This is a genomic window from Leifsonia sp. RAF41, from assembly GCF_052114085.1.
GTDB lineage: Bacteria > Actinomycetota > Actinomycetes > Actinomycetales > Microbacteriaceae > Leifsonia.
In genome coordinates this window covers 2,722,782-2,747,771 of record NZ_JBFREB010000001.1, presented here as the reverse complement: position 1 = coordinate 2,747,771, position 24,990 = coordinate 2,722,782, and the positions used below count along the sequence as shown (strand labels likewise).

Below are 24,990 nucleotides of genomic sequence, written 5' to 3'. Positions count from 1 at the left end.
GCTGTCCACTTTGGCGAAGCTCCGGTCGGAATCAGGGGCGTCGGTGGGGCTGCAGCAGGGAGAATACTGCGGCCGTGGTCGTGCCGAAGACGAGGTGGGCGGCGAGGTCCTTCCCGAGGGTCTTCGCGTCGTACTCGGTGATCTTCTTGTAGAGATGCAGCGGCGGCAGGATGACGTACCCGGAGAGCCACATCCCGACCGCGAGAATGAGCCCGTAGGCGGTCCGGGGTCGCCGCAGCGAGCCTGCGACGACCCCGTACGCCGTCGCTCCCGAGAGGGCGTAGGCCCAGTGCGCGATGTTGTTGAGGGTGGCAGCGCGCGAATCCGGGAGCTCGGTCTGGAAGAGTCCGTCGATGATGCGCCGCCCGACCTGCGCGGGCGCCGGGGCCGACTCCCAGCCGGTCACGTCGGCCGAGAACTCCCAGTCCGGAAAGGGTTCGTTGCCGTGTTTCCGGCGGTATTGCAGGTAGAGCCAGGTGTCGAAGGCGAGGGTGCCGACGACGCCCGCTGCCGCACCGCGGGTGATGGCGCCGAGGGGGGTCGACCGCGAGGCCGTGGTGCGGCGACCCCGGGTCGCGAGCCCGACGATGGTGATCGCCACCGCCGCGGCGGACACGGCGGCTGTGAGTGCGCGCCGGTTCCGGTGTCCGGCCGGTCCGCCGGTCGGCCCGGTTGGCTCAGTCGGTTCGGCAGGCTCGGTCTCGGGTGCATCCGCTTCGGTCATGGGCCCAGGATGCGCCTCGGCGCGGGTGCGCGGGAAGACCGGGCTACGGGTCTCGCGTCGCCGCGATCAGCGAGCTCATCGCGCGATGCAGGTCGCGCAACTGCTCCGGCCCCATCCCGAGCCGGTGCATCATCGTCGCGGGGATGGTCTCGGCGTACGCTCGCAGCTCTCGACCGGAGTCGGTGAGCCGGATCTCGACGACTCGCTCGTCGTGCGAGGAGCGTGCCCGAGCGATGTAGCCCAGCGCCTCCAGCCGCTTGAGCAGCGGCGAGACGGTGGCGGAATCGAGCGCGAGCAGGTCGGCGAGCTGGCGGACCGATAGCGGTTCGTTCTCCCAGAGGGCGAGCATCACCAGGTACTGCGGGTGCGTCAGCCCGACCGGTTCGAGCACAGGCCGGTACGCCGCGATGACCGAGCGGGCCGCCACGGACAGCGCGAAGCAGACCTGGCTCTCGAGCGCGAGCGGGTTGGTCGTGGTGGTCACGGGCAGTGGATGCGCGTGGAGGTTCGCGAATCCTCGAACCGTTCGAAGCGGTGCTGGTCGAGCGGTTTTCCGCAGAGCGGGCAGGCGGCGTCGGTGCGGCGCACATCCGGCTCTTCGGGGTGCCCGGCGCCGAGCTGCGCCGGTCCGGTGAACGTGCGAACGACATCGTTGGCGCGTTCGTAGAAGCGCCAGAAGCGGCCGGCCATCGTGGGTGTCCCATCCCTCGTGCAATTAATTAGTACACAAACCATTATTGCACAAAGAAGCCGTGGGAGGGCTCAAGCGTCCGTCGGCAGCAACTCCGCGAGCAGATTCTGGATGCGCTGCTTGATCTCGTCACGGATGGGGCGGACCTCGTCGATCGGCCGACCGGCGGGGTCGGTGAGGTCCCAGTCCTCGTAGCGCTTGCCCGGGAAGATCGGGCAGGTGTCGCCGCAGCCCATGGTGATCACCACATCCGACTCCTTGACCGCTTCGGTCGTGAGGATCTTCGGAGTGCTGCCGGCGATGTCGATGCCCTCCTCGGCCATGACCTGCACGGCGATCGGGTTGATCTGGTCCTTCGGTTCGGAGCCCGCGGACAGCACCTCCACCCGGCCCCCGGAAAGCTCGCGCATGTACCCCGCGGCCATTTGCGAGCGGCCGGCATTGTGGACGCAGACGAAGAGGACGGTCGGTGCAGTGTCGGTCATGGTTCTCCGTATTCGAAATGGCGGAAGGGGGAGGGGCCGTCGCTCCCTCGGGAGCGGCGGCCCGGGGCGTCAGCAGCAGCCCGGCACGCAGGAGCCGTCGGGCAGAGTCTGGCACTCGTCGGTGTCGCAGCATCCCATGATCATTCTCCCTTCTTCATCGACGGTTGTCGATGAACCCAGGGTGAACGAATACATTGACGTTTGTCAATGTATAGCCCAGAATCGACTCATGGCGATGACCGAGCTTCTCCCGCTGCGAGATCTGCAGGCGTGCTGCGCCCCGATCACCAAAGAAGTGATCAGCGAGGAGAACGCGGTCTCGGTCGCGCGCGCCATGAAGGCTCTCTCCGACCCCGCACGCCTGCGACTCGTCTCCATGGTCGCGGCGCACGAAGACGGCGAGGCATGCGTGTGCGACCTGACCGAGCCGCTCGGGCTCTCGCAACCGACCGTCTCGCACCACCTCAAGATCCTGGTCGACGCCGGTTTCCTCAGCCGGAGCAAGCGCGGAACCTGGGCGTACTACCGCCTCATCCCCGGATCCCTCGACATCGTCTCCTCGTTCCTCGGCTCCGTCTAGGACGCTCGACGGCAGAAAACGCGATCAAGGAGATTCCCGGATGGACCTGCGCTCACTCCTCGGCGTCGACACGCCCATCGTGCTCGGCCCGTTCGGCGGCATGTCGTCGGTCGCCCTGACCGCCACCGTGAGCGAGGCCGGGGGTCTGGGCTCGTTCGGCCTCTACGGGCTCGCCCCCGAGCGGATCACCGCCATCGCCGCCGAGTTGCGCGAACGCACCGCGCGGCCCTTCGCCCTCAACCTCTGGCTGCCGTTCCAGGGCTTGGGTGAGGGCGCGCCGGGCGCCGGCTTCGACCGCGCCGAGTACGACCGCGCGATCGCGGGCCTCGCCGATCTCTTCGCGGAAGCGGGAGTCGCACCTCCCGAGTGGCCGGTCGCTCCGCTGCCTGCGTTCGACCTCCAGCTGGAGGCGGCGCTCGCCGCAGAACCGGCCGTTCTCAGCTTCGTGTTCGGCGTGCCGCCCACCGAGGTCGTGGACGAGGCGCACCGTCGAGGGATCCGCGTGATCGGCGCGGCGACAACGGTACCCGAGGCCCGCGCGCTCGAGGCCGGCGGGGTGGACGCGATCGTCGCAGCAGGCGTGGAGGGCGCCGGACACCGGCCGTCGTTCCTCGCGGACCCCGAGGCCGGTCTCGTCGGGGGACTCGCGCTCATCCCCCAGGTCGTCGACGCGGTCGGCATCCCCGTGATCGCCGCCGGCGGCATCGCCGATCGCCGCGGCGTCGCCGCCGCGTTCGCGCTCGGTGCCGACGGCGTCCAGGTCGGATCGGCGTTTCTGGCCACGAGGCAGTCGGCGGCACCGGAGGTCCATCGCGCGCGCATCCGCACCGCGGACGCCCACGAGACCATCCTGACCAGGACGATGAGCGGACGCGCAGCCCGCGGGCTTCCGAATCACGCCGTCCGCACCATCGAGGCGCGGGGCGGGCGCGCATCCTTCCCGCTCCAGAACATCCTCACCGGCGTGTTCCGTCGCCGGGCGGCTGAGCTGGGGGAGCCGGACCTGCTCTCGCTGTGGATGGGCCAGGCCGCGGGCCTGGCCCACTTCGACGACGCCACCGAGGTCTTCTCGGAACTCGCCGCCGGGGTACCGGACGACCGCGCCTGATCCTCGTCCGTCCGCCGCCTTCCGGGAGGGGACCGGCGCATACTGGCGGTGCGGCACGACCGAGGAGCGGCCACACTAGACCCGTGCAGCAGCACCTCTCCCGCGTCACCACGGCGGACGGCTCCGAGCTCGCCGTCGCCACGGTCGGCGACGGCCGCCCAGTGGTCTACGTCTCCGGGTGGCTGAGCCACCTGCAGCTGGGATGGGAGCTCCCGGAGGAGCGGGCCTTCTCCGAATCCCTCTCGCGCGGCGCCCGGCTGGTGCGCTACGACCGGGCGGGATGCGGGCTGTCCGCTCCGACCGACCGACCGCCGTCGCTGAACTACGAACTGGAGCAGCTGGCGGCCGTTGTCGCCGATCTCGGACCCGAACCGTTCGACCTGATCGGGGCGTCGCTGGGCGCCGCGGTCGCGGTCGCGTGGGCGGCCGCCCATCCCGAAACCGTCCGGCGTCTCGTGCTCTACGGCGGGTGGGCTTCCGGGGCGGAGATCTCGCCGCCCAGCGCGCGCGATCACATCCTGGGCCTGGTCGCGTCGCACTGGGGTCTCGGTTCGGACGTGCTCACCGACCTCTTCGCGCCCGACGCGACGGCGGCCGCACGAGCCGGGTTCGCCCGCTACCAGCGGGCCTCGTCGAGTGCGGAGACCGCGCGGGCGCTGCTCGGGATGAGCTACCGCCTCGACGTCCGTGACCTCCTCCCGCGGGTGGTGGCGCCGACGCTCGTGGTTCACCGGTCGGAGGACCGCGCGGCGCCGGTCGCGCAGGCGCGGGTATTGGCCGACGGCATCGATGGTGCACGCCTGGTGGTGCTTGCGGGGCGGTCGCATCTGCCGTGGGCGGGGGACACGAACGAGCTGGTGTCCGCCATCCGCCGATTCCTCGGCCTCCGGGTCGCGCGTGCCGACGGCAGCGCATTGACCGCTCGGCAGCGGGAGGTCGCCGCGCTGATCGGTGAGGGTCTCACTAACCGCGAGATCGCCGCCCGACTCGGAATCGAGGAGCGCTCTGCGGAGGGGCACGTCGAGCGGATCCGGCTGCGACTCGGGTTCCGTTCCCGCGCCCAGATCGCCGCGTGGTACGCGTCCCAGCGCTAGCGGCCGGCCGCGGCCCGGTCGAAGTGGGGTAGTCCTACGCCTGTCCCCGGTTCGCCTGGCGGGCAGTGTGGAGTCATGACCGAGACCACCACCCGCGACCAGACTGCTGACGGCTTCCCGTTGCATCGCGGACGGGGACGCTTCAACGCGGCGTTCTTCCGCGCGATGGGTCCGTACCTGGAGTCATCGCTGCGCCCACACAAGCAGCGGGTGTTCGCCGGGCTGCCGGCCAGCGTCGTCGAGATCGGGCCGGGCGTCGGGCCGAACCTCCCGTACCTGCCGCCGGGCGCAACCCTCGTGGGCATCGAGCCCAACCGATACATGCACGACCGCCTGCGGGCGGCCGCCGACCGCCGCGGTGTGCGGCTCGATCTCCGCGAGCGGATGGCCGAGCAGACGGGACTGCCCGACCACAGCGCCGACGCGGTGATCTCGTCCCTGGTGCTCTGCTCGGTGACGGATCCGGAGGCGGTCCTCGCCGAGATCCGTCGCATCCTGCGCCCGGGTGGGACGTTCCGCTTCGTGGAGAACGTCGTCGCCCCGGATGGCACGCCGACCCGGGCGTCCCAGCGGATGTTCCGCCGCCCGTGGGCGTGGACATTCGAGGGATGCTCGTGCGAGCGCGACCTGGAGCGGGCCGTCCGTGGTGCCGGCTTCGCGAGCGTGGAGGTCGAGCACTACCGGCTGCACTCGCCGTTCCTCCCGTTCAACACGCAGATCGCGGGAGTGGCGCGGGCCTGAAGCCGAACGCGCGGGTCAGTAGTCCTCGCGGCGGTCCTGCTCGGCCGCGACGACGGGCTCCAGTTCCGCGAGTTCGCTCAGCGCCGAGCGCAGGTGCCGTTCCAGCCACTCCGCCGACACGTCTCCGCCGGCACTAACCGCGTCGAGCTGCCGGAGGCGTTCCTCCGCCGAACCGTGAAGGTCGTCCATGATGTCCACTCCCTCCCCGACGGCCCCGACCGGGTCGCCTGTCTTGAGGCTAACGTCCGCGACGGCCGATGGCCATGGCCGGCATGCTCAGCCGCGTGATGAGGCCGTCGCTTCGCCGCGGAGGATCGAGGTCATCTTCTTGCCGCGGGCCACCTCGTCGACGAGCTTGTCCATGTAGCGGATCTTCTGCAGGAGGGGGTCGTCGATCTCCTCCACCCGGACGCCGCAGATCATCCCGGTGATCAGTGAGGCGTTCGGGTTCAGCCGGGGCGCCGCCGCGAAGAAACCGGTCAGGTCCACGCCGTCCGCGACCGCGGCCTCCAGGCCGTCCTGGTCGTAGCCGGTGAGCCAGCGCAGGACCGTGTCGAGGTCGTCCGTGCTCTGGCCCTTCCGCTCCACCTTCGCGACGTACAGCGGGTAGATGCGCGCGAAGGGCATGGCGGCGAGTCGGTTGTCTGCCATGCCGTCCAGGGTAACGCCGGAGGGCGCGACCGTGCCTACCCGCGCGGGTCCGTCGGGCGGGAACGCTTGAGGTAGTCGCGGGAGCGGGCCACCTGCTGGTCGAGCGCGTCGACCGTCTTGGCCATGCTCGCGATCGCACCGGTGCGGTAGGTGTCGATGCTGTCCATCGTCGCGAACACGTTGTCGAACGCGCGCTGCAGCACCTCCACATCCACCGCCGACGATGTCTGCTCCTTCTGCACCTGCTCGGTCTGCGTCCGGAGGACCTCGCCCGTGCGCCCGATCAGAGCGTTGGTGCTCTGGTGGAGGGCGCCCAGCTGGTCGATGACGAGGCGCTGGTTCTCGAGGGCCTGCGCGACGACGACGGCGGTCCGCAGGGCGGACACCGTGGTCGTCTTGGCGCGTTCGACGCCCTTGATGAGCTCGACGTTGTTCTTCTTGATCACGTCGAGCGCGAGGTACGCCTGCACCGAGACGGCGATCTGCGCCGTCAGATCCTGGCGGCGCTGTCGGATCGGGAACAGCGCCTCCTTCTCGAGCACGGTGGCGCGCTCCGGATCGGTCATCCGCAGGTCGGCTGCGGCCTCCACGGTCGCGCGGTCGAGGGCGGCCGTGAGGACGACGTACTCGTTCAGGCGTTCCGTCGTCTTCCAGAGCGAGGCACGCTCCTTCTCGATCTCGATGTTGTCGCTCGCCAGCCACTCCTGACCGTGGTCGAGCGCTGAGACGATGCCGTCGAGCTGCTTCTGCGCGGACTCGAACCGCTGCACGTACTGCCGCAACCGCCGTCCGCCGGGAACGCGGGAGAGCATCCGGTTGCGGCCGGTGAGGTGCTGCGGGTCGAAGTCGCTGACTGTCGCCCGCAGATCCTGGAGCGTGCGGATCACGCCGTACTGCGGGTCGGTGCGCACACCCTTCCCGCGCGCGGCGGCGAGGGAGGCGGCCGGCCGGTTCAGCAGCTGGCGCGAGGCGTCACTGGATGCGCGCATCTCCGTGTCGCCGAGGTGGGAGAAGCCGGTGATCTTGCGTGTGAACGCGTCGGTGCCGGGCTCGGCGGCGGCCAGTTCGCGGATGAAAGCCCGGGCACGTGTCTCGAGCTCCGCCTCGCGCTCGGGAGTGACGGCGACCATGGCGACCGCCTGGTCCTCCGGCAACTCGGGCACGGCCTCCGGGGGCCGCAGGTCTTCTTCCGTCGCGTTCATGAACTGTCCTCCCACCGACAACAGACTGTGGAGGACACGATATATCGCGATTGGCTTCGTGGGGAGAGAGTCGCAGGGAACGTTCAGGACACGAACGTCGGTGCCGGAATGGTGGCGCGACGCGTAGCGTTCGTGTCAGAGCGATCGCATGAAGGAGCCCACGATGACGGACACGCAGCAGAGCGGCACAACGGAGCGGGAGTTCTACGCGGATGTGGCAGCCGAATTCCTGCAGCACTACCAGCGCGGTCCTCGGTTCGTCGCGGTGACCGGCGTGCCGGACGCCGACCCGGCCCGGGTGGCCGAACACTTCGCGGCGGCCCTGCGCGACGCGGGCCAGGAAGCGGAGCGGGCGAGCGCCGGGTCCGACGGAGGTGCGGACGCCTTCCGGGACGAGGTCGTTGCGCCGTTCCGCTCGCGGGATGCGGTACTCGTCGTCGACGGCGAGGGGCTGCTGACGCCGGCGTTCCGCGGTTTCTGGAACTTCTCACTGTGGGTCGAGCACGACCCGGAGCGGAGCCCCGACTGGTCGTTCGTGACGACCGGTCAGAAGGACCCGCTCGGCGCGCCGCGCGAGGTGGCGTCCGTCCTGCTGGACGACACCGACCCCGAGCGGCCGCGCCGGCTGTGGGCCGACTCCTGCTGAGGAGCCTGCCCGGCTCCCGCTAGGCGCGGGGACGGTCGAACCGGGCGCCTTCCGGCTTCGACGGCAGGAGCACCAGGACGAGGACGATGATGCCGCCGACGAGCGGGATGAGGCCGAGGAAGAAGAACGGCCCGGCCAGGTTCACGTCGTGCAGGCGACGCCAGGTCAACGCCAGGTGCGGCACGATCGTGCCGAGGCCCCAGACGATGATCAGCAGCGCCGGCAGCCAGAACAGCGGACCGGGGGTCGAGGTGCCGTCGTCGTTCACGGTCGCGCCGGCGGTCCCGAGTGTGAGCGCCAGGACCTCGAGGACGACGGCGACGATGATGGTGACCAGGTACCACCACCAGTACTCGCTGCGGCTGGCACGCCCGGTGAAGTCCGCGTACTTCTTGAAGAAGCGCTGGACGGCCTGGGGGAGGGACGCGCCGTAGAGCGGAGCCCAGAGCGGGGTCTCGCCCGCAGGGGCTGCGGGAGGGGCGGTCGGGTACTGCGGAGACGTCACGAGGAGTCCTTTCCAAGACACGTGTTTTGGTGAGGTGGAGCGGGCACAGTCAACCGCATGTGAGCCGCCTGTGCGTCTTTCGTGACGCGGCGTGTCCTCCACCGCCCCGGACGGGGGTGGAGCGGGCGGCCAGACCGGGGGATATATCCTCCGTTGCGTCCGACCTCGGCTCACCCCAGAGAGTCGAGCTCCTCGTGCACGAAGCGGGCGAACTGCTCGGCGGCGGCCGACTGCGATCGGGCGCGGTTGCGGGCGAGGCCGATGACGCGCGTCGCCTCGTCGCGCAGCGGCACGGCAACGATCCCGGGCTCCGCCGGGGTGTCCGGGATGAGCGCGACGCCGACGCCGTCGCGGACCAGGCCGCGCAGGGTGGAGAGCTCGGTGACCTCGATGACCGGGCTCATCACCACGCCGTGCGCGGCGAAGTAAGCGTCCGCGATGTGGCGCAGCCCCGAGCCGGTGCGCAGGGCGACGAGGTCGTACGTTTCGAGGTCGGGCACGGTCACGGCGTCCCGTCCGGCGAGTGGATGCGTCTCCGGCACACCGAGCACGAGGCGCTCAGCGGTGAGCGGCTTCCACTCGATCTCGGGATCGCGGGGGTCGGGGCTCAGGAAGGCGAGGTCGGCCGAGCCGTCGCGGAGCGCATCCAGCACAGTGTCCGCTGTGCCTCCGCGCAGCACGAAGCGGATGTCGGGGAACAGACTGCGGTATTCGCTGATGACGCGCGGGATCAGCCAACCGCCGAACGACGACACGTACGCGAGCGAGACGGTGCCGCCGGACGGATCGCGCAGGGCCTCGATGCGCGCCCGCGCATCCTCCAGCTCCGACTCGGCGCGGACCGCGTGCGCGAGCAGGATCTCCCCGTACTGATTGAGCTCCAAATGCCCGCGACGGCGGTCGAAGAGCTCGACGCCCATCTCCTGCTCGAGCTTCGCGAGCGAGCGGGTGAGCGTCGACTGCGAGACGCCGAGGGTCTCGGCGGCGAGGGCGGGGTGGCCCTCAGCGGCCAGGGCCCGGAAGTGGGCGATCTCGTCGATCCGCATGGTTCTCATCATGGCGCATCCACAGCCTCCCCCGGTCGGTGCTCAAATGAGCGGTCTACCCCCTAACGAGTTTTCTGTACGTTCACACACGGGCAACAGTCCCGTTCAACGGCTTCCCTACGTTGACGACCGACTCATCCACACACCTCACCGACCGAGGAGAACAATGTCACGCAGTTTCGGCAGGCTGGCACGCGCTGCGGCCGCCGCGATCGCAGGAGCCGGCCTCGTGGCCGGCGCCCTCGTCGCGACCCCCGCGCTCGCCAGCACGGACGGCAGCGGTGTCGTCATCAATGAGGCCTACCTCTCCGGCGGCAGCGCCGGTGCGGCCTTCACGAACAAGTTCGTGGAGCTCTACAACCCGGGCGACGGCGCCGTCAGCCTGAGCGGATGGAGTCTCCAGTACCGTCCCGCTACCGGCACGGGCGCGTCGTCGGGCGTCGTACCGCTCACGGGATCCATCCCGGGCAAGGGCCTCTACCTCGTCGGCGGCGGCTCCAACGGCTCCAACGGCCAGGCTCTGCCGACGCCGGATGTGGCGAGCAACGCCCTCAACCCGAGCGGAACCACCGGCACGCTGATCCTGGCCAAGTCCGCTTCGGCACTCACGCTTCCGACCGGTTCGGTCACCGGTGACCCGAATGTCGCCGACCTGCTCGGCTACGGCACCTCCAACACGTTCGAGAAGGCGAAGGCCACGGCGCCGTCCGCCAACACCGACGTCAAGTCGCTGGTGCGCACGAACGCCGCCGACTCGGACGACAACAGCGCCGACTTCACGCTCAGCGCGACCATCACCCCGCAGAACGCCGCCTCGACTCCCGGCGACCCGGGCACGGGCGACCCCGGCACCGGCGACCCCGGCACACCCGCGGACACCACGCCGATCGCCGAGATCCAGGGTACCGGGGACGCCAGCCCGAAGGCGGGCACGACGGTCGCCACCACCGGTGTGGTCACGGCGCAGTACGCCACCGGCGGCTTCAACGGCTTCTACCTGCAGACCCCCGGGACCGGCGGCGCGGTCGACCTCGCGACCCACACGGCATCCGACGCCGTCTTCGTCTTCGGCTCGTCGTTCGCCGGCGCGGTCGCCGCGGGCGATTATGTCAAGGTCACCGGCGCCGTGAGCGAGTTCAACGGCTTGACCGAAATCACGGCGACGGGAGTGACCAAGCTCGACGCCTCCACGGTCACGGCTCCGGTTCCCGCGACGGTCGGCCTGCCCGCAACGGCTGCCCAGCGCGAGAGCCTCGAAGGGATGCTGATCGCACCGCAGGGCGCGTTCACCGTCACCGACGTGTACTCCGCCAACCAGTACGGCGAGATCGGCCTGGCCGCGGGCGACAAGACACTCGTGCAGCCGACGGAGGCCGCGCGCCCGGGTTCGCCCGAGTACGCCGCGGTCGTCGCCGACAACGCCGCACGAGCGGTCACGCTCGATGACGGAGCGTCGACGAACTTCCTCAGCGCGGCCAACAAGGCCAAGCCGTTGCCGTACGTCTCGCTCGACAACCCGGTCCGGGTCGGCGAGCCGGTCGCGTTCACCAGGCCGGTCATCCTCGACTACCGCAACAACGCCTGGAAGTTCCAGCCGACCGCCGAGCTGACCCCGGCCAACGCGGCGGCGGTCCAGCCGGTGTCGTTCACGAACACGCGGACGGCGGCCCCGGAGAACGTGGGCGGCGACCTCCGCCTGGCGACCTTCAACGTGCTGAACTACTTCACCACCACGGGCGACCAGCTCAGCGGCTGCACTTTCTACACCGACCGCGACGGCAACCCGATCACGGTGAACAGTGGATGCGACGCCCGCGGCGCCGCGGACGCTGCGAACCTCAAGCGCCAGCAGGACAAGATCGTCGCGGCGATCAACGGCCTCACCGCCGATGTCGTCTCGCTGGAGGAGATCGAGAACTCGGCCCGCTTCGGCGAGGACCGCGACTCCGCGCTCGCCACGCTGGTCGGTGCTCTGAACGCGGCCGCAGGCTCGGAGGTGTGGGCGTACGTGAAGTCGCCGTCGCAACTCCCCGCGACGGAGGACGTCATCCGCACCGCCTTCATCTACAAGAAGGCGAACGCGGTCCCGGTCGGCGATGCGAAGATCCTCGACGACCCGGCGTTCTCGAACGCACGCCAGCCGCTCGCCCAGGCCTTCAAGAAGGTCGGCGAGAAGGACTCGCAGGCGTTCCTCGCGATCGTGAACCACTTCAAGTCGAAGGGTTCCGGCGCGGGTGAAGACGCGGATCAGGGCGACGGTCAGGGCGCGTCCAACGCCTCGCGCGTCAAGCAGGCGAAGGCGCTGGTCGCGTTCGCGGACGAGCGGAAGGCCGCGCTGAAGACCGACAAGGTGCTCCTGATCGGAGACTTCAACGCCTACCTGATGGAGGACCCGATCAAGGTCCTCACCGACGCGGGCTACGTCGACCAGGTCAGCACCCGCACCTCGAAGGCGACCTACTCCTTCGGCGGCACGACCGGTTCGCTCGACCACGTGCTGGCCTCGCCGGCGTTGAACGCGGGCGTAACCGGTGCTGACGTCTGGAACATCAACTCGGGTGAGTCGGTAGCGCTGGAGTACAGCCGCTACAACTACAACGTCACCAACTTCTACGCGGCAGACCCCTACCGGTCCTCCGACCACGACCCGATCGTGGTGGGCCTCGGCCTCGTCCCGAAGCCGGTGACGCTGAACCTGATGAACATCAACGACTTCCACGGCCGGATCGACGCCAACACCGTGAAGTTCGCCGGCACGATCGAGAAGCTGCGCGCGGAGGGCGGCGAGGCGAACTCGCTGTTCCTCTCGAGCGGCGACAACATCGGAGCCTCCCTGTTCGCCTCGGCGAGCGCGGGCGACATCCCGACGCTCGACGTGCTCAACGCCCTGAACCTCAAGACGAGCGCCGTCGGCAACCACGAGTTCGACAAGGGCTACGCGGACCTCACCGGTCGGGTGAAGGATGCGGCCGACTTCTCGTACCTGGGCGCGAACGTCTACGAGAAGGGCACCAAGACCCCGGCTCTGCCGGAGTACGCCCTGTTCGACGTGGACGGCCTGAAGGTCGGCGTCATCGGCGCCGTCACGCAGGAGACCCCGACCCTGGTGTCACCCGGCGGTGTGTCGACGCTCGACTTCGGCGACCCGGTGGATGCGGTCAACCGCGTCGCCGGTGAGCTGACGGACGGCGACGCTGCCAACGGCGAGGCCGACGTGCTCGTCGCCGAGTACCACGAGGGAGCCGGCTTCGGCACGCCCGACGGCGCGACGCTCGACCAGGAGATCGCGGCGGGCGGCGCGTTCGCGGACATCGTCACCAAGACGAGCGCGAAGGTCGCGGCGATCTTCACCGGCCACACCCACAAGGTCTACGCGTGGGATGCCCCGGTGCCGGGAGTCGACGGCAAGACCCGTCCGGTGGTGCAGACCGGCAGCTACGGCGAGAACATCGGTCAGGTGACGCTGACGGTGAACCCGGAGACCGACACGGTCACCGCGTACACCGCCCGCAATGTCGCGCGGACGACCGACGCCGACGCCGCCCTCGTCGCCGCGTACCCGCGGGTCGCAGCGGTCAAGACGATCGTCGACAAGGCGCTCGCCGACGCGGCCGTGATCGGCAACCAGAAGGTCGGCTCGGTGACGAAGGACATCACCACCGCCTACCTGGGCGGCGCGCGTGATGACCGGATGAGCGAATCCACTCTGGGCAACCTGGTCGCCGACTCGCTGCTGTCGTCCCTCTCCTCGCAGGAGCTGGGCGGCGCAGAGATCGGCGTGGTCAACCCGGGCGGGCTCCGCGCGGACCTGCTCTACGGCACCGACGGATCCGTCACCTACGCCCAGGCCAACGCGGTGCTGCCGTTCGTGAACAACCTGTGGACCACGTCCCTCACCGGGGCGCAGTTCAAGCAGGCGCTCGAACAGCAGTGGCAGCGGGACGCGGCCGGCAACGTGCCCAGCCGCGCGTTCCTCAACCTGGGACTGTCGAAGAACGTCAGCTACACCTACGACGCGACCAGGCCCGAGGGCGACCGCATCACGAGCATCCTCGTGAACGGTGCACCGATCGATCCGTCGAAGTCGTACCGGATCGGGACGTTCTCGTTCCTCGCTCAGGGCGGAGACAACTTCCGGGCCTTCGCTGCCGGGACGAACACGAAGGACTCGGGCCTGATCGACCGGGACGCGTGGATCAGCTACATCCAAAAGAACAGCCCATTGTCGCCCAGCTTCGAGAAGCGCGGCGTCGGGGTGAGCGGCGTGCCGTCCGGGACGTTGCAGCGCGGGCAGCAGCTCACCCTCCAGGTGTCCAAGCTGAACCTCACCTCGCTCGGCAGCCCCGCGAACACGAAGCTCGACCTCTCCTGGAACGGCTCGGCGCCGCTCGGCAGCGTCCCGGTGGATGCCGCAGGCAACGCCACTGTGACGTTCACGGTGCCCGCGACAGCGGCCGGCGCGAGCACGCTCGTGCTGACGGCGCCCGACTCGGGCACCACGGTCCGAGTCCCGCTCACCGTCGCCGATGCGCCGTCGAACCCGAAGCCGGGTACCGACCCGAGGGCCGCCAAGGAGTCGGCGCTCACCAAGGCGCTCGAGGACAGGGTGACCGTCGACAAGGACACCTACCGTCCGGGCGACCCCATCCGCATCACCGTTGGCGCTGCACACGCCGGCGAGTGGGTGTCGGTCTGGCTGTACTCGAAGCCGCAGAACATCAGCGGCGGCTGGGTGCAGGTTCCGGCGGACGGCGTCGTCAAGCTGACGCTCCCGAAGGACGCGGGCAACGGCCAGCACAAGCTGTCCGTGCAGAACGCGTCGAACGGGGTGGTCGGCTGGACCACGCTGAAAGTGAAGGCGGACAAGCCGCACACCGGCATCCCGGTCATCGACTGGCTGCTCGACCTGCTGGACCGCATCTTCGGCTGGTTCTGATGTAGCCGCCGAGCACAGGGAAAATGTCGTCGATCGTCCCGGTCGGCGACATTTTTCCTGTGCTCGCGGGCGGCCGGTCAGACTTCGAAGTAGAGGTGGGTGTGCAGGTGGCAGCCGGGGTTGAAGGCGGCGCCGCAGCGGGTGCAGGAGTCGGTGGCCAGGTAGTCGGCGATCGTCAGCTCGCCGCCGCACACCCCGCACAGCACGGCTTTTTGGCCGCGACGGCTCAGCGGCCACACCTGCGCCGGATGTCCGGCCGTCTCGGCGTGGCACTGGTGGCAGGGGTAGTACTCGCCGCAGCAGGCGAACCGGATCGCGACGACATCCAGCGCTGAGTGATAGTGGATGCAGCGGGTCTCGTCATCGACGACCGGCCCGAGCACGCGCGGCGCCGCGGTCACCGCACACCCCGGGCGGACAGCGCCTCGCCGAGCTGGTCGGCGTGCTTGAGGGACAGGATGAGGAACGGCACTGCGAAGAAGCGTATCCCGGGCCGCACTCCGCGCGCCCGCTGCGCTTCGCGCACCTCGGAGCCGAGCCGAGCGAGCACGGGGACCGTCGTCAGCGTCACCGTCAGGAGGACGGCAGCGCGCTCCGAGTCGAAACCCACCCGGTCCAGCGGACGCAGCCCGCGTTCGACTGCGTCGAGGAGGTCGGTCACGCGCGTCGTGAGGGCGAGCAGCCCGGCGAGGAGCACGGCGGCGGTCACGCGGGCGGTGTTCGCGACCGCCTCCTCCGGGCCGAGGAACACCAACTGCGCCGCCAGGGTGATGACGATCAGCCAGCGGAGCGCCACAGTCTGCCGCGCGAGCACGCGCATCCCGAGCATCCCATCGCCCAGCCCGGCGGCGGCATAGACGACCACGGTCGCGCCGAGGGCGACGCCGGCGGCCCACCACTGCGACGGCAGCAGGGACACGGCAAGCACGAGTACCAGCAGCAGGATGAGCTTGGGTCCGGCCGGCATCCGGTGCAGGATGCCGCTGCCCGGCCGGTACAGGCTCAGCACGGCGCCCCCCTCAGCACGCCAGCGCCGCCTCGTAGTCGGTGATGACCGCGGAGGGATGGCCGACCGCCTCCACCCGTCCGCCTGCGAACAGCACGGCCGCGTCGCAGCGCGCCGCGAGAGCGAGGTCGTGCGTCACCAGGACCAGGCGGTGCCCGGTGTCGTCCAGCAGGTGGGCCGCCACCAGGCGACCGTTGCGCGCATCCAGGTAGGTGGTCGGCTCGTCGGCCACGACCAGGTCGGGTTGCCGGACGAACGCTCCGGCCAGCGCGAGCAACTGCTTCTGGCCGCCCGACAGGTCGTGCGCCGACCGGTCGCGCAGCGCGGTGAGCCCGAACCGTTCGAGCGTCTCGGCCACCCGTCGCCGTGATTCGTCGCGAGGAAGCCGCTCGGGGCGCAGCGAGAAGGCGACGTCCTCTTCGACGGTCGGCATCACGATCTGCGCATCCGGGTTGCTGAAGACGACGGCGACCCGTCGCCGAAGTTCGGCGGCCTGGCGCACCGGATCCAGGCCCAGGATGCGGGTCTCGCCGACGGTCGGCGGCACGAGCCCCGCGATCACTCGGGCGAACGTGGACTTGCCCGAGCCGTTCTCGCCGACGACGGCGATCGTCCGCGCGTCGAGAGCCAGGTCCACGTCGCTCAGCGCGTCGACGTCGCCGAGGCGGACACCGACGCCGTCCAGGCGGATCACGGGATCGGTCACGGGACGCGCGGCTCGGCCGGTTCGGGCGTTGCGCTCGCCGCGGCCTCCTCCGCGTGGGGCGTGGTGGTCCAGCTGCGGCGGAAGGCTCGCGGATAGGCCCGCACCAGCGTCATGACCACGGCCGTCGCGATGACCGCCTTCACCAGGTCGCCGGGCACGAAGACGAGGCTCATCGCGGCGGTCGCATCCAGCGGCAGTCGGGTGACGAGCGCCTGCACCGGCACCCCGAAGGCGTAGACGACCAGGATTCCGCCCACCACCATCCCGAGGAACGTGCGCCACCACACCGGCTTCCGCCGCCCGGCGTGCACGATGATGCCGATGACGAACGCGCCGACGATCCACCCGAACAGGTAGCCGGCCGACGGCCCCACGAACGCGCCGATGCCGCCGTGGCCGCCGGAGAGGAGCGGGAGTCCCACGGCCACGAGGGCGAGGAGCACCGCCATCGACAGCGCCCCGAGCCAGGGACCGAGGATGGCCCCGGCGAGCATCACACCGAGTGTCTGCGCCGTGATGGGCACCGATCCGAAGACGCTGAGCCCGCCGGGAAGGCCGAGGACGGCAACGATCGCCGCGAAGACGGCGACGCGGGCGAGGTCGGTGGCATCGAGCCGCCGACGAGCGCCGGGGGCGGGAGAAGGGGTGAGAGTCACGGGCGTATTCCTTACCTGAACAGTGTTCACCTGAACGGTGTTCACTATACTGATGAGGTGGCAGGGAATGAAACCGGGCGCCGGCACTCACGCGACGATGTGGCGGAGGCGGCTCTGCGCATCCTGGACGACCTCGGACTGCCCGACCTCACGATGCGGCGGCTGGCCGGAGCGCTCGACGTGCAGGCCAGCGCCCTGTACTGGCACTTCCCGAACAAGCAGACCCTGCTGGCCGAACTCGCCGACCGCATCGTCGCCACCCGACGGGCTCCCGAGCCGTCGGACGACGTCCGGTGGCAGGATGCGGTCCGCGCGGAAGCGGGCGCGCTCCGCGACGCGCTGCTGTCGTACCGCGACGGCGCCGAGGTCGTGTCGAGCACCTTGGCACTCGGGCTCGGCTCGCCCGAGACGCTCGATCGGCTTGCGCGGGCGGTCGCACGCGGCGGCTTCGACGCCGAGACCTCGCGCCGTGCGGCGACGGCGCTGCTGCACTTCGTACTCGGGCACGTGTCGCACGAGCAGCAGCGCATCCAGTACGACTCGCTGGGGGTCCTGGCGAACGAGCCCGCGTCGCCGCTGGACGAGGACGACCCGGCGGCCGCCTTCGCGTTCGGGGTCGGCCTGCTCGTGGGCGGCCTGGAGCTCAGTCGCTCCCGAAGGTGACCTTCCAGCCGCCCACCACGTGGACGGCCAGGTTGAACAGGGCGGCGAAGATCGCCCCGAGGGCGGACACCACGATCACCTCGAGCAGGGCGACGACGAGCGTGAAGGTCATCACGTTCTGGAACGTCAGTCCGGCCACCAGGTTGGCGCCCTGGGCACCGGCGATGTCTTCCAGGAAGGTGGTGGCGGAGCCCACGACGCCCAGCCGGTCCATCGCCGACCAGACCAGGAGGCTGATCACCACGGTGATCGCGGCCACGATGATGCTCAGCAGGAAGGACATCTTCAGCGCCGACCAGAAGTCGATGTAGACCAGGCGCATGGTCGCGCGCTTCTTCTGAGCCTTGCCCCGTGACGGCATGCCGTTCCTCCCCCGTACCGCTTCCACCGTCGCCGGCGTTTCCCCGTCGGGCAAGTCTACGGGACGTGCTCCTCGCTTCCGGGACAGCCACGGGAGCGACGATGACCTGCTTCATACCGATCGTCCGGTTCTGCCGTAGAATGCTTGGGTGTCCGGCGCGGTCGCAGCGGATTGGGGGGCGCTGCGGCTGGGTCGGATGCACCCGTGCGGCCGGCTCAGCGGATGGAATCCGGAAGGGTCCGCAGCCGATCCAGGTGGTCAGCGGGCACGATCCCCGGGAGCAGCACGATCCACAGTTCCCGCACCCGCTGCAGCAGATCGGCGCGGCGGGAGAAGGTCTCCGACACCAGTTGAACACCGGTATACGACGCGACCACGACGCTGGCCAGCATCGCCGGGTCGACGTCCGGGCGGAGATCGCCCTCGCCGACCGCACGGCGGAACAGCGACTCGGCGGTCTGCAGCCAATCGAGGTACGGATCCCTCACCGGCTCATCCAGGTAAGCGACATCCGTTGTCAGCCGGATGCCCGCCTGCACGATCGGGTCGGTCAGCAGTTGGTGGGCGAGGAGGCCGCTCAGCAGCACCATCGACTCCAGCCCCGGGCGACCCTCGTCGAGCACCTCGGCCGACGCCGCCATCGTGCGCCTGTGCTGCTCGGCGATGACCGCTCGGGCCAGCGCATCCTTGGACGGGAAGTGGAAGTACAGCGCGCCCTTCGTGACGCCGGACGCTTCGGCGATGTCGGCGATGGACGCGAGACCGTAGCCGCGCCGACCGAAGACGGCGGCCGCTCCGCCGACGATCGTGTCGCGCGTGACCTGCGCCCTCACCTGCATCACCATGATGGGCTCACGTTAACGCACAGTTCCTTTCCGCAGGATGGATGATTCGCGCACGGGGCGTAGCGTTAGCCCTGAATCCACGAGAACGTGATCGAGGGGAGACCTCCATGCCCACCGTCGCCGACACCATCGTCGAGATCCTGGAGGACGCCGGGGTGAGCCGGGTGTACGGCATCCCGGGCGACTCCCTGAACGGCTTCACCGACGCGATCCGCCGCAGCGACGGGATGACGTGGGAGCACGTCCGCCACGAGGAGACCGCCGCGTTCGCAGCCTCGGCGGACGCGGCGCTCACCGGCGAGCTGGCCGTCTGCGCAGGCAGTTGCGGCCCGGGCAACACGCACCTCATCAACGGTCTCTACGACGCCAATCGCAGCCGTGTGCCGGTGCTCGCGATCGCGGCGCAGATCCCCAGCGCCGAGATCGGCAGCGGGTACTTCCAGGAGACCCACCCGCAGGACGTCTTCCGCGAGGCCAGTGTCTACACCGAACTGGTCAGCCAGGCGGATCAGATGCCGCGCATCCTCGAGATCGCCATGCGGACCGCCGTCGAGCGGCGTGGAGTCGCGGTGATCGTGGTGCCGGGCGAGATCTTCCTCGCGGACAGCGTCGGGCGCCGCAAGTCCGCCCCGATCGCCTTCTCGCCGCGCGTGACCCGGCCCGCCGATCCCGAGCTCCGGCGCGCCGCCGACATGCTCAACGATGCCCGCAAGGTCACCATCCTCTCGGGAGCGGGTGCCGAGGGCGCGCATGCGGAGCTGGTCGCCCTCGCTGCCGCGCTGAAGGCGCCGATCGTGCACGCGATGCGCGGCAAAGAGTTCATCGAGTACGACAACCCGTACGACGTGGGCATGACCGGACTGCTCGGCTTCTCGTCGGGCTACCGGGCGATGGAGTCGTGCGACGCCCTGCTCATGCTGGGCACCGACTTCCCGTACCAGCAGTTCTTCCCGTCCAAGGCGAAGATCATCCAGGTCGACATCCGCGGTGAGAACCTCGGGCGGCGCGTCCCGCTCGATCTCGGCCTGGTGGGGAGCGTGAAGGACACGGCTGAGGCGCTGCTCCCGCTGCTGAAGGAGCGCACCGACACCAAGCATCTCGACTCGTCGCTCGCCCACTATGCGAAGGCGCGGAAGAGCCTCGATGACCTCGCCGTCAACGACCGCAACCGCACGCCCATCCACCCGCAGTACGTCGCCCGGCTGGTCAGCGAGCTCGCCTCTGAGGACGCGGTGTTCACCCCCGACGTCGGCTCGCCGGTGGTGTGGGCGGCGCGCTACGTGCGTATGAACGGCCGGCGCAGGCTGATCGGCTCGTTCACCCACGGGAGCATGGCCAACGCGCTCCCGCAGGCGATCGGCGCGCAAACCGCGTTCCCGGGCCGGCAGGTGATCGCGCTCGCCGGGGATGGCGGTCTCGCGATGCTGATGGGCGAGCTGCTGACACTGCGGCAGAACAGGCTGCCGGTCAAGATCGTCGTCTTCAACAACTCCTCGCTCAACTTCGTCGAAGTCGAGATGAAAGCGGCCGGGTTCGTCAACTACGGCACGGGACTGGAGAACCCCGACTTCGCGGCGGTGGCTCGGGCGATCGGGCTGCACGGGCAGCGCGTTGAGGAGCCGGACGAGCTGGAGGGGGCGCTCCGGGAGGCGTTCGCTCACGACGGGCCCGCCCTGGTGGATGTGGTCACCGCGCGTCAGGAGCTCAGCATCCCACCCGCGATCACCGCGAAGCAGGTCGGCGGCTTCACGCTCTACGCGCTGCGCACGATCATGAACGGCCGCGGCGACGAACTCATCGACCTCGCCGACACGAACGTGTTCCGCCGCCTCTTCGACTAGCCGTCCTGTCCCGTCCCGCAGCTCGGCGGCTAGTTGATGCAGACCTGGGTGCTGTAGTTGGTGGCCGGGCCGGACGGGGTGGCGGACGGGGCCGGAGCGGCGGGCGCGGCGGGACCCGCAGCCGACGGGGCGGCCGGCATGATGCCGTCGTCGCCGAGGACGACGGTCACAGTGCTCACCGAGTCCGTCTGCTGGACGGCGGCGCCGGGCAGGTAGGCGGCGACCGCCTTGGCCTGCGCCTCCTGGCCCGACTTGTACTGGATCACCGTCGTCGCGCGGGTGTCCGCGTCGCCGGGAGTGCCCGTCTTGAAGCCGGCGGCCGCGAGCGTCTGCGATGCCGTCGTGGCCGCGCCGTTCGCGCTGCCGCCGTTCAGCACGGTCACTGTCGTCTCGGCGGGCGTGGCCGCCTTCGCGTTCTCGTACGCCGTCGGCGTGCCCATCAGGCTCTGGATGAACGCCGGCATCGCCGCCGTATCGACCTCGACGATCGAGAGGTCGTTCCCATCCACCGTGATGGTCGGTGTTCCCGAGATGGGGATGGTCGCCGACTGGATCTTGCCGCCGGTGAGCCCCTGCAGCTGCGCTCCGAGCTGCAAGAAGTTGAGACCGGGGTCCGTCTCGAGCGAGCCGCTCACCGCATCCAGCACCTGCGTCAGCTTGCCCGGGTTGAGCAGAGTGCCGGCGGAGAGGAACTTGTGCGCCTCCACCGAGAGGAAGTACTGCTGACGCACCACGCGGTCGAGGTCGCCGCGCGGAAGTCCGTGCCGCTGGCGCACGAACGACAGTGCCTGCTGGGCGTTGAGAGTGGAGACCCCCGCCGGGAAGTTCGCGCCCGAATACGGGTCGTCGACCGCGTTGTTCAGGCACACCTGCACCGGGCCGAGCGCCTGCGCGATCGTGTAGAAGCCGAGCAGGGAGACCCGCACGTAGTGGTCGATGCTCAAGCCGGTCAGGTTCTGGACCGTCTGGATGAGGAGCTTGGCGCCGCTGGTCGGGTCGCTTCCTCCGCCGCCCAGGGAGAACGCCGAGTTGAGCTTGTTCATGCCGTGACCCGGGACGTCCACCCACGAGTCACGGGGCAGGGAGATGAGCGTCGCCGACTTCCCGTTGGCCGGGATGTGCAGCACCATCATCGTGTCGGTGTTCGTGCCGCCGCCGTCGTCGGTCGTACTCAGCTGGTCCAGCTGGGCCTGGGTCGCGCCGTCCGGGCGGTGGTCGTCGCCGACCAGCAGGATGTTCTGGTCGGTGCCGTCGACGTCGGAACCCGACTTCGAGATCACGTCGACGTGCTTCACGCCGCCGACGAAACGGAAGTAGCTGTACGCGGCGTACCCGCCGACCACGATCAGGATGATGGCGAGGGCGGCGGCGGTCCAGGCGACGATCCTCTTGGTGCGGCGGCGCTTGCGCGGGGGTGTGCCGCCGGGGGTGGGGCCGGTGCCGTCGCCACCGCCGCTGCCAGCTCCGCCGTTGCCGCGTCCGCCGTTGCCGCGTCCGCCGTCGTCGCGCCCGTTGCCCCCGGCACGGCGTCCGGCGCCGTCCCCGCCGAGTCCCGGCGCGTCCCCGCCCATCCCGAACGGGTCGAACGGCGCGGGGGCGCCGCCGGTGGGCACGCCGGACGCCGGGCGGGTGGCGCGCACCGGCCGACGCGGGTCGGCCGACGGCGCGCGTCCGAGGACCTCCGTCGCGGGCGGCTGCTGGTCGCTGCCGTCAGCGTCGGATCCTGAGGCGGGGAAATTCGGGCGTCGCACACCGAAACGCTAGGGCGAAGCGCCTTGGAACCGCCTGGTTTCCCGCGGTGTTCCCGACGAATGGCCAGCGAATCCGCCACGGTCTCCCAGCGAACCGGTGCCTCAGAGCCGTGCGAGCCTTCGAGAACCCTCAGCCGTCGCCGTCGATGCAGCCGTCGCTGTCAACTCACTCGTCGCCGTCGGCTCTCTCCTCGTCGTCGTCGGGCGGCGCGCAGTCCTCCGCGACGATGGCCGTGTTCATGCTTCTTGAGATGCCCAGCAGATGCTCCTGCTGCTCGGGTGACAGGGCGTCGAACAGGATGCGGCGGATCGTCGCCGAGTGCTTCGGCAGGGCGCGCACCACCACCCTGCGGCCCTCACCGGTCAGGTGGATCCAGGTGGCCCGGCGATCCTCGGCGCACTCCTGCCGCTCGACGAACCCGCGAGCAGCCATGCGCGTCACCTGGTGCGAGACCCGGCTCTTCTCCCAGCCCGTCGCATCCACCAGGTCGCGAACGCGCAGCCGCCTCCCGGGCGAACGGGTGAGCGTCATCAGCACTTCGAGTTCGGAGATCGAGATGCCGTCGTCGTGCTGCAATTGAGCGTCGAGCGTCCGGTCGAAGCCGCGGCGCATGAGATGGAACGCCTGGAACAGCTCCAGCTCGTCTTCCGTCAGCTTTCGCGGATCGGGACGCGTGCGCACGGTGGCCATACTTCATCCTGACACGCTGTGGGCGGCCCACACGAGCTCGCGGTCAGTGGACCAGCGCTTCGAGGAAGACGACGAGCACACCGAGGGCGACGATGACCAGTAGTGCGGCCAGCTGGCGCCACCCGGACAGTCCGGTCCTGGCGACGGCGATGCGGGCGATGACGGCCAGGGAGACGATGAGCGCGACGATCGCGATGGTCATTCCCGTGCGGTCGGGGATGACGTCGAAGACCGCGAGCCCGACGGAGATGAGCGGCACGACGAGGACCCCGAGTGCGCGGGAGGAGACGGCCAGCATGTGCCCGAACTCGTTCGCCGCCGGGAGGGTGCTGTGCACGATCATGTGCGAGACCAGGTCGGACGCCAGGCCGGCCAGCAGGACGCCGACGACGGAGATCACCAGCGTCCACAGCACGGTGGGGGAGTCGAGCTCGCCGTGGCCGTTCATCGCCATCAGGATGGCGAGTGCCGTGAAGGTGACGTAGATCCGCTCGCGCAGGCGATCACCGGCTTGGCGGCGTTGCTCCTCCGTCGCGTCGGCGGGGAGGTGGATGTCGTCGCTGCGGTCGGCGCGCTCGTCGGACATGCCGTGAGCCTAGCGGGAATGCGAACGCACGCCCCGCGGTTGCGGATGGATGACACGTCATCAAACGGAAGGCTGACATGACGAAGATCGCCATCATCATCGGAAGTACACGCCCTGGACGCAACGGCGAAGCCGTCGCCCGCTGGGTGTACGAGAACGCGTCCAAGCGCGCAGGCGTCGACTACGAACTCGTCGACCTGAAGGACTGGGACCTCCCGCATCTCGACGAGGCCATGCCGGCCGCGATGGGTCAGTACGCGGGCGAGCACACCAAGGCCTGGGCCGCGAAGATCGCCGAGTTCGACGGCTACCTGTTCGTCACTCCGGAGTACAACCACAGCACCTCGGGCGCGCTCAAGAACGCGATCGACTACGTCGGCGCCGAGTGGTACAACAAGGCGGCCGGCTTCGTGAGCTACGGCGTCTTCGGCGGAGCCCGCGCTGTCGAGCACCTGCGCCTGGTGCTCTCGCAGCTGCAGGTCGCCACGGTCAGTGCGTTCGTCGGGCTCAGCCTCGCGCACGACTTCGAGAACTGGCAGCTCAAGCCGACCCAGCAGCAGACGGCGGCGCTCACCCCGCTGTTCGACCAGCTCGAGTCGTGGTCCACCGCGCTCGAGTCGGTCCGCAGCGCCTCCGAGCAGGACGAGGACGAAGCGGCGGCCTGATCCCTCCACTCCTGCTTCTGCCCGGTCCTGCCTATGTCTGGCAGACCGGGCAGAAGTAGGTGACCCGCTCCTCCAGCTCGGTCCGACCGAGCGATGCGGAGCGGATCGGGGTGCCGCAGCGGCGACACGGCTGACCGCGGCGACCGTACACCCACGTGTTGCGGCCACGGCGCGTGTCGCCGGTGGTCACCCGGAGCGGACGGTCACGGTTCGCCGTGATCAGGCGGTGCCCCAGGTCGACGGCTGCCGCGAGGTCGGTATCGCCCGCCGGGTGCGTCGGCAGAATACCTCGCAGGAAGCACAGCTCGTTCGCGTACACGTTGCCGAGGCCGGCCAGGTTGCGCTGGTCGAGCAGGGCCACGGCGACCGGTACGTCCGGATGCGCGGACAGTCGGCGCAACGCCTCCTCCGCGTCCCAGTCGGGACCGAGCAGATCGGGTCCGAGATGACCGACGGCCTCGTCCTCCCGCTCGCGGGGGAGAACCTCCAGGACGCCGAGCTGGAAGCCGACCGCTTGGGCGTCCGCGTTTCGCAGGACCGCGCGCGCCTGGTAGCCGGGATGCCGCCACCGGGCGCCCGGTGGGTACACCTCCCACGTTCCCTCCATCTTGAGGTGGCTGTGGATGGTGAAACCGCCCGCGTGCATCAGAAGGTGCTTTCCGCGGCTGACGACCTCGTCCATCCGTTCGCCGGACAGGTCGACCGTCGCATAGGCGGGGACGCGGAAGTCGGTCTCCGTGAGGACACGGCCGACGAGGGCGCGTTCGAGCCGGCGGGCCGCCTGATAGACGGTGTCGCCTTCAGGCACTC

The 24,990-nt window shown here is 69.9% G+C and carries 28 protein-coding genes; 9 read left to right on the top strand and 19 right to left on the bottom strand.

What is annotated here, in order from left to right; genetic code table 11:
- Positions 1-31: 31 nt before the first annotated feature.
- From AB4Y74_RS13335 to AB4Y74_RS13320, 4 genes are all read right to left on the bottom strand, one after another.
- Positions 32-724 carry a hypothetical protein gene (locus AB4Y74_RS13335; RefSeq protein ID WP_441799539.1) on the bottom strand — a complete coding sequence of 231 codons (693 nt, stop codon included), beginning with the start codon at positions 722-724 and terminating at the stop codon, positions 32-34.
- A gap of 43 nt (positions 725-767) precedes the next feature.
- A complete protein-coding gene (locus AB4Y74_RS13330; protein WP_441800456.1) occupies positions 768-1,214 on the bottom strand; it encodes a MarR family winged helix-turn-helix transcriptional regulator in 447 nt (148 codons plus the stop codon).
- Positions 1,205-1,414 (bottom strand): hypothetical protein, encoded by a 210-nt coding sequence (locus tag AB4Y74_RS13325; RefSeq protein WP_441800455.1) that lies wholly within the window; start codon positions 1,412-1,414, stop codon positions 1,205-1,207. Before AB4Y74_RS13325 ends, AB4Y74_RS13330 begins: the two co-directional genes overlap by 10 nt.
- 72 nt (positions 1,415-1,486) lie before the next feature.
- Positions 1,487-1,900, bottom strand: coding sequence for an arsenate reductase ArsC (locus tag AB4Y74_RS13320; RefSeq protein WP_441799538.1), 414 nt, complete (start codon positions 1,898-1,900; stop codon positions 1,487-1,489).
- A gap of 229 nt (positions 1,901-2,129) precedes the next feature.
- Between AB4Y74_RS13320 and AB4Y74_RS13315 the strand changes: the two genes are divergently transcribed.
- From AB4Y74_RS13315 to AB4Y74_RS13300, 4 genes are all read left to right on the top strand, one after another.
- Entirely contained in the window at positions 2,130-2,480 is a 351-nt protein-coding gene (locus AB4Y74_RS13315; protein ID WP_441799537.1) for an ArsR/SmtB family transcription factor, read from the top strand.
- Positions 2,481-2,520: 40 nt separating this feature from the next.
- Positions 2,521-3,588: an NAD(P)H-dependent flavin oxidoreductase gene (locus AB4Y74_RS13310; protein WP_441799536.1), complete on the top strand. Its 1,068-nt coding sequence runs from the start codon at positions 2,521-2,523 to the stop codon at positions 3,586-3,588.
- Between the two features lie 83 nt (positions 3,589-3,671).
- Positions 3,672-4,682, top strand: a complete 1,011-nt coding sequence (locus AB4Y74_RS13305; RefSeq protein WP_441799535.1) for an alpha/beta fold hydrolase — start codon at positions 3,672-3,674, stop codon at positions 4,680-4,682.
- 75 nt (positions 4,683-4,757) lie between these two features.
- Positions 4,758-5,423, top strand: coding sequence for a class I SAM-dependent methyltransferase (locus AB4Y74_RS13300; protein ID WP_441799534.1), 666 nt, complete (start codon positions 4,758-4,760; stop codon positions 5,421-5,423).
- Positions 5,424-5,438: 15 nt separating this feature from the next.
- Here the strand turns inward: AB4Y74_RS13300 and AB4Y74_RS13295 are convergent, their stop codons facing one another.
- The 3 genes from AB4Y74_RS13295 to AB4Y74_RS13285 form a co-directional block, all read right to left on the bottom strand.
- Positions 5,439-5,612, bottom strand: a complete 174-nt coding sequence (locus tag AB4Y74_RS13295; RefSeq protein WP_441799533.1) for a hypothetical protein — start codon at positions 5,610-5,612, stop codon at positions 5,439-5,441.
- Between the two features lie 87 nt (positions 5,613-5,699).
- Positions 5,700-6,074 carry a DUF2200 domain-containing protein gene (locus tag AB4Y74_RS13290; RefSeq protein WP_441799532.1) on the bottom strand — a complete coding sequence of 125 codons (375 nt, stop codon included), beginning with the start codon at positions 6,072-6,074 and terminating at the stop codon, positions 5,700-5,702.
- A 35-nt stretch (positions 6,075-6,109) separates the two neighbouring features.
- A complete protein-coding gene (locus AB4Y74_RS13285) occupies positions 6,110-7,276 on the bottom strand; it encodes a toxic anion resistance protein (protein ID WP_441799531.1) in 1,167 nt (388 codons plus the stop codon).
- Between the two features lie 163 nt (positions 7,277-7,439).
- Between AB4Y74_RS13285 and AB4Y74_RS13280 the strand changes: the two genes are divergently transcribed.
- Positions 7,440-7,922, top strand: coding sequence for a hypothetical protein (locus AB4Y74_RS13280; RefSeq protein ID WP_441799530.1), 483 nt, complete (start codon positions 7,440-7,442; stop codon positions 7,920-7,922).
- Between the two features lie 19 nt (positions 7,923-7,941).
- Here AB4Y74_RS13280 and AB4Y74_RS13275 read toward each other — a convergent pair whose 3' ends face one another.
- On the bottom strand, positions 7,942-8,427 hold the full coding sequence (locus AB4Y74_RS13275; protein ID WP_441799529.1) for a DUF805 domain-containing protein: 486 nt from the start codon (positions 8,425-8,427) through the stop codon (positions 7,942-7,944).
- Between the two features lie 170 nt (positions 8,428-8,597).
- Entirely contained in the window at positions 8,598-9,485 is an 888-nt protein-coding gene (locus AB4Y74_RS13270) for a LysR family transcriptional regulator (RefSeq protein WP_441799528.1), read from the bottom strand.
- A gap of 154 nt (positions 9,486-9,639) precedes the next feature.
- Here AB4Y74_RS13270 and AB4Y74_RS13265 point away from each other — a divergent pair, with 154 nt between their 5' ends.
- Positions 9,640-14,409 (top strand): ExeM/NucH family extracellular endonuclease, encoded by a 4,770-nt coding sequence (locus tag AB4Y74_RS13265; protein WP_441799527.1) that lies wholly within the window; start codon positions 9,640-9,642, stop codon positions 14,407-14,409.
- Positions 14,410-14,486: 77 nt separating this feature from the next.
- Here AB4Y74_RS13265 and AB4Y74_RS13260 read toward each other — a convergent pair whose 3' ends face one another.
- Genes AB4Y74_RS13260 through AB4Y74_RS13245 form a run of 4 tightly spaced genes read right to left on the bottom strand, consistent with a single transcriptional unit; the run spans position 14,487 to position 16,777 of the window.
- Positions 14,487-14,810: a CHY zinc finger protein gene (locus AB4Y74_RS13260; RefSeq protein ID WP_441799526.1), complete on the bottom strand. Its 324-nt coding sequence runs from the start codon at positions 14,808-14,810 to the stop codon at positions 14,487-14,489.
- Positions 14,807-15,418, bottom strand: coding sequence for a CbiQ family ECF transporter T component (locus AB4Y74_RS13255; protein ID WP_441799525.1), 612 nt, complete (start codon positions 15,416-15,418; stop codon positions 14,807-14,809). The genes AB4Y74_RS13260 and AB4Y74_RS13255 overlap by 4 nt, the downstream gene beginning before the upstream one ends.
- A 10-nt stretch (positions 15,419-15,428) precedes the next feature.
- Positions 15,429-16,121: an energy-coupling factor ABC transporter ATP-binding protein gene (locus AB4Y74_RS13250; protein WP_441799524.1), complete on the bottom strand. Its 693-nt coding sequence runs from the start codon at positions 16,119-16,121 to the stop codon at positions 15,429-15,431.
- Entirely contained in the window at positions 16,118-16,777 is a 660-nt protein-coding gene (locus AB4Y74_RS13245; RefSeq protein ID WP_441799523.1) for a biotin transporter BioY, read from the bottom strand. The genes AB4Y74_RS13250 and AB4Y74_RS13245 overlap by 4 nt, the downstream gene beginning before the upstream one ends.
- 57 nt (positions 16,778-16,834) lie before the next feature.
- On the opposite strand from AB4Y74_RS13245, the gene AB4Y74_RS13240 reads away from it, so the two are divergent.
- Positions 16,835-17,440, top strand: coding sequence for a TetR/AcrR family transcriptional regulator C-terminal domain-containing protein (locus tag AB4Y74_RS13240; RefSeq protein ID WP_441799522.1), 606 nt, complete (start codon positions 16,835-16,837; stop codon positions 17,438-17,440).
- On the opposite strand, the gene AB4Y74_RS13235 is transcribed toward AB4Y74_RS13240, so the two are convergent.
- Together AB4Y74_RS13235 and AB4Y74_RS13230 are read right to left on the bottom strand one after the other, a co-directional pair.
- Positions 17,421-17,801 carry a DUF3566 domain-containing protein gene (locus AB4Y74_RS13235; RefSeq protein ID WP_441799521.1) on the bottom strand — a complete coding sequence of 127 codons (381 nt, stop codon included), beginning with the start codon at positions 17,799-17,801 and terminating at the stop codon, positions 17,421-17,423. The genes AB4Y74_RS13240 and AB4Y74_RS13235 overlap by 20 nt on opposite strands.
- Before the next feature lie 215 nt (positions 17,802-18,016).
- Positions 18,017-18,646, bottom strand: coding sequence for a ScbR family autoregulator-binding transcription factor (locus AB4Y74_RS13230; protein WP_441799520.1), 630 nt, complete (start codon positions 18,644-18,646; stop codon positions 18,017-18,019).
- A gap of 107 nt (positions 18,647-18,753) precedes the next feature.
- Here AB4Y74_RS13230 and poxB point away from each other — a divergent pair, with 107 nt between their 5' ends.
- The gene (poxB, locus tag AB4Y74_RS13225; protein WP_441799519.1) at positions 18,754-20,487 is read left to right on the top strand and encodes a ubiquinone-dependent pyruvate dehydrogenase; all 1,734 of its coding nucleotides are present in this window, start codon (positions 18,754-18,756) and stop codon (positions 20,485-20,487) included.
- 29 nt (positions 20,488-20,516) lie between these two features.
- Here poxB and AB4Y74_RS13220 read toward each other — a convergent pair whose 3' ends face one another.
- From AB4Y74_RS13220 to AB4Y74_RS13210, 3 genes are all read right to left on the bottom strand, one after another.
- Entirely contained in the window at positions 20,517-22,238 is a 1,722-nt protein-coding gene (locus tag AB4Y74_RS13220) for an LCP family protein (protein ID WP_441799518.1), read from the bottom strand.
- A gap of 166 nt (positions 22,239-22,404) precedes the next feature.
- A complete protein-coding gene (locus tag AB4Y74_RS13215) occupies positions 22,405-22,929 on the bottom strand; it encodes a MarR family winged helix-turn-helix transcriptional regulator (protein ID WP_441799517.1) in 525 nt (174 codons plus the stop codon).
- A gap of 43 nt (positions 22,930-22,972) precedes the next feature.
- Positions 22,973-23,515 (bottom strand): hypothetical protein, encoded by a 543-nt coding sequence (locus tag AB4Y74_RS13210; RefSeq protein WP_441799516.1) that lies wholly within the window; start codon positions 23,513-23,515, stop codon positions 22,973-22,975.
- Between the two features lie 77 nt (positions 23,516-23,592).
- Between AB4Y74_RS13210 and AB4Y74_RS13205 the strand changes: the two genes are divergently transcribed.
- The gene (locus AB4Y74_RS13205) at positions 23,593-24,180 is read left to right on the top strand and encodes an NADPH-dependent FMN reductase (RefSeq protein WP_441799515.1); all 588 of its coding nucleotides are present in this window, start codon (positions 23,593-23,595) and stop codon (positions 24,178-24,180) included.
- 31 nt (positions 24,181-24,211) lie between these two features.
- Here AB4Y74_RS13205 and AB4Y74_RS13200 read toward each other — a convergent pair whose 3' ends face one another.
- Positions 24,212-24,988, bottom strand: coding sequence for a DNA-formamidopyrimidine glycosylase family protein (locus tag AB4Y74_RS13200; RefSeq protein WP_441799514.1), 777 nt, complete (start codon positions 24,986-24,988; stop codon positions 24,212-24,214).
- Between the last annotated feature and the right edge of the window lie 2 nt (positions 24,989-24,990).